Below are 3,447 nucleotides of genomic sequence, written 5' to 3'. Positions count from 1 at the left end.
GCCCGGCACGGCGCGATTCAAAGCATGAGCCGGAAAGGCAACTGCTGGGATAACGCCGTCGTCGAGCGGATCTTCAAGTCGCTTAAACACGAATGGCTCAACGAACAGCGTTTGCCCAAAGACGACGCCCGGGCTGACGTCCTCGACTTCGTCCCCCGGTATTACAACCACGAGCGGCTACACTCCACGCTCGACTACCTTCCGCCCGCCGAGTTTGAACGGCGGGCGGCCATCCGCTCCTAGCGGGTGGTCCAGGAAAAGCCGGCCACCTCAACCCTGTGGGCGACATGTTTCGCGACACCGCTGCAACTACCGTGGCGCTATCGCGAACGGCGTCGCTCACAGGGTGAGCTCCTACACGAAGTCGGGCCTGGCGGCTACGCGATACCAGTCCCGCGCCGGACATACGCGAAAAAGCGAAAGCGTTGAAATGGCACCTCCTCAACCACGGAGCCATCACGATGCTTCGCACCACCCTCGCTGTACTGTTCCTCACCGCTTCGGCGTCCGCATTCGCTGCCGATGCGCCCGTCAATCGCTACGTTGACGCCACCGACTGGCCTGCCTCCGAGACCGGCATGGATCGCTTCTTCGAAGCCGAGGCCCGGCTCAACGCCGGCTTCGACAAGGTTTGTGGCGACACCTTCTGCGAAGGCGATTACTCCAATCTCCGCCCGATGCAGCTGCGCTGCTCGGTGGATTCCACCAAGGGCACGCTGAAGCAGTGCCTGTGGACCTTCGCCGGCAGCCACGCCTCGGTCAACGCGAAGACCGGCGCCGTCCAGGTCACGGCGAAGACCTTCAAGTGCAAGCTGCTGCTCGCGAAGGACACCCCGGTGGAATCGTTCTACGAGCTCACCAAGGGTGAAGATCCGCTCCACGCCAAACTGCCCATGACCCACGTTTCCGTCTACGACGGTCTGCCGGGCTGCCTCAACTAAGCGCGGGTCGCCCCGGGGAAGAACGGGGCATCCGCGGGGGCCCGGCCCGTTGTGAAACGTCCCGGCGCCTGGATCGAACGGCTCGCCGCCAGACCTCTGGCGGCGATGTCGCGTGGGTGGTCTGCTCGCTCCACCCCATACGGAGCGACCCCATGAAATCCCTTTCCCTGCTTGCTGCGCTTGCCCTTGTCTCTTCCCCGGCGTTCGCTGCCGATGGCGCGAAGGCCGATATCGAGAAGGTGGTCAGCCAGTTCCAGGATGCGTTGAAGACGCATGACGCGAAGACGCTGGGCTCGCTGTTCATCCCGGAATGTTACTGGGTGGAAGCGCTTGGGCCCAAGGGGCTGGAGACCGTCCGTGCGAAGAAGCCGGACGCGGGCCCGTACCACACCAGCACGCCGGCCAAGTTCGTGGATTTCGTGGGCAAGAGCAAGGATGCGCTTGAGGAGCGCTTCCACGACGTACGCATCGAAACCGATGGTGCGGTGGGTAGCGTGTACTTCGATTTTGAGTTCCTGCTGGCTGGAAAGGTCCAGAACCGTGGCGCCGAGACCTGGCAGATGGTGCGCACCGACGATGGCTGGAAGATCGCCGCCATGCTTTACTCCTCGAACTTCTGAGGCAGGGGCGGGGCAGCGTGAATATCGACCGGAACCTGGCGCCGCCACCGCTGCTGACGCTGCTCGCCGGCCTGCCCATCCTCGGCTGCATGGTCGTGATGGGCCTGCCGGCCGCCCTGGTCGATTCGCCGTTCCTCTCCTTCCGCGTCTTCTACACGCTGGCCTACCTGTTCTGGATCATCCCGCTCGGCGCGATCCATCGCTGGCTGTGGCGGCGCGGGGCGAACGGCTGGGTTACCGCCGCCGTCCTGCTGCCCGCCAGCTATGCCATGTCGGTCATCAATGCCGTGATCGCGCTCGAGTGGCTGGCCTCGCCGGAATCCCGGGCACGCGCTGACTGGACCTTTGTCTTCGGCGGACTGGACGGTTGCTGGCTGGCGCTTATCGCGTTCTCGGGCCTGCAAGGCCTGGTGCTGCACCGGGCCGCATTGCGGGCCGAGGGCGAACGCCTGCGTGCCGCGGCCGCCGCGGCACGCGATGCCGAGCTGCGCGCGCTGCGCTACCAGCTGCAACCGCATTTCCTTTTCAATACGCTCAACGCGATCTCTGCGCTGGTGAATGACGACCGCCCGCGCGATGCCACGCGCATGATCGCGCGGCTGGGCGATTTCCTGCGGACCACCCTGGAGGATGCGCCGGGGCACGAGCATACCGTCGCGGACGAGATCGCCCTGACGGCGGCCTACCTCGACATCGAGAAGGCTCGCCTTGGCGAGCGTCTACGCGTGGAGACGTACACCGCGCCAGGCACGCTCGATGCCCGCGTGCCTTACCTGCTGCTGCAGCCCCTGGTGGAGAACGCCATTCGTCATGGCATCGCTCCGCGGACGGCGCCAGGCACCGTTGCCATCCGCTTTGAGCATGCCGGCAGCGAACTCAAGGTCAGCGTCACCAACGACGTTGTGGAGGTCACGGAGGGTGCGGGCGGCGTGGGGCTTGCCAATGTCCGTGCGCGTCTCGAAGCGCTGTACCCCGACCGCCACCAGCTCGTGACAGGCATCGAAGACGGGCGCTGGACGGTTCGCATCACCATGCCGTGGGCGCCAGTGGAAACAAGCATCGAGGCCATCGCATGATCCGGGTCGCGGTCGTGGACGATGAGCCCCTTGCCCGTAGCGGCGTCCTCGCGAGGCTACGTGCGGAAGACGACGTGACGGTGGTGACCGAGTGTGTTGACGGACACGGTGTGGCCACCTTGCGCAAGGACAGCGTCGACCTCGCGATCCTGGACGTGCAGATGCCCGGTATGGACGGCCTCGAAGGCCTTGCCGCGATCCCGCGTGATGAGCGGCCGCTGGCGGTGCTGCTGACCGCGCATGACAGCTTCGCGGTGCGCGCCTTCGAGCTGGAGGCCGTGGACTATCTGTTGAAGCCGCTGGACGACGAGCGCTTCGCCGAGGCCATCGAGCGTGTCCGGCGCAAGCTTGGCCGGGACAGGCGTGCGGCGGCGGTCGACCGCTTCGGTATCCGCGTGGGTTCAAGGCTTTCTTTCGTGAATGTCGCGGACGTGACCTGGATCGAGGCCGATGGCGACTACGCGGCCCTGCATGCGAACGGCCAGCGCCACCTGTTGCGCGAATCGCTACACGAACTTTCCCGCAAGCTCGATGCGAGCCGGTTCCTCCGCGTGCACCGCTCGGCGATCGTACGCGTCGACCAGGTCGTGGAGCTGTCGCCGCGACCGAACCGAGATGCCGTGCTACGCCTGCGCGATGGCACGACCTTGCGCGCAAGCCGTACGTATATCGACGCGCTGCTGGCGGCGCTGCACCGAGGTTCGTAAAGGGCCATGTGGGAGCGGGGGGGGGGGGGGGGGGGGGTGGGACACCCCCCCCCCCCCCCCCCCCGCGGACCCACCAGCCCCGGCGGGACGCCCGGGGGGGGGT

5 protein-coding genes are annotated in these 3,447 nt (G+C 66.3%); all 5 read left to right on the top strand.

What is annotated here, in order from left to right; genetic code table 11:
• The coding region (locus ACTHLF_RS21600; protein ID WP_440330350.1) for an integrase core domain-containing protein at positions 1–243 on the top strand (243 nt) is incomplete at its 5' end.
• Positions 244–461: 218 nt separating this feature from the next.
• A complete protein-coding gene (locus ACTHLF_RS21595) occupies positions 462–941 on the top strand; it encodes a hypothetical protein (protein WP_440330349.1) in 480 nt (159 codons plus the stop codon).
• Between the two features lie 152 nt (positions 942–1,093).
• A complete protein-coding gene (locus ACTHLF_RS21590) occupies positions 1,094–1,561 on the top strand; it encodes a nuclear transport factor 2 family protein (RefSeq protein WP_440330348.1) in 468 nt (155 codons plus the stop codon).
• 17 nt (positions 1,562–1,578) lie between these two features.
• On the top strand, positions 1,579–2,637 hold the full coding sequence (locus ACTHLF_RS21585) for a sensor histidine kinase (RefSeq protein WP_440330346.1): 1,059 nt from the start codon (positions 1,579–1,581) through the stop codon (positions 2,635–2,637).
• Positions 2,634–3,344, top strand: coding sequence for a LytR/AlgR family response regulator transcription factor (locus ACTHLF_RS21580; RefSeq protein ID WP_440330344.1), 711 nt, complete (start codon positions 2,634–2,636; stop codon positions 3,342–3,344). The genes ACTHLF_RS21585 and ACTHLF_RS21580 overlap by 4 nt, the downstream gene beginning before the upstream one ends.
• Positions 3,345–3,447: the final 103 nt, after the last annotated feature.

It is taken from the genome of Luteibacter sp. (assembly GCF_051958795.1).
Classification (GTDB): Bacteria; Pseudomonadota; Gammaproteobacteria; order Xanthomonadales; family Rhodanobacteraceae; genus Luteibacter.
Note: the sequence above shows the minus strand (reverse complement) of the source record. Positions and strands in the feature narration are given on the sequence as shown.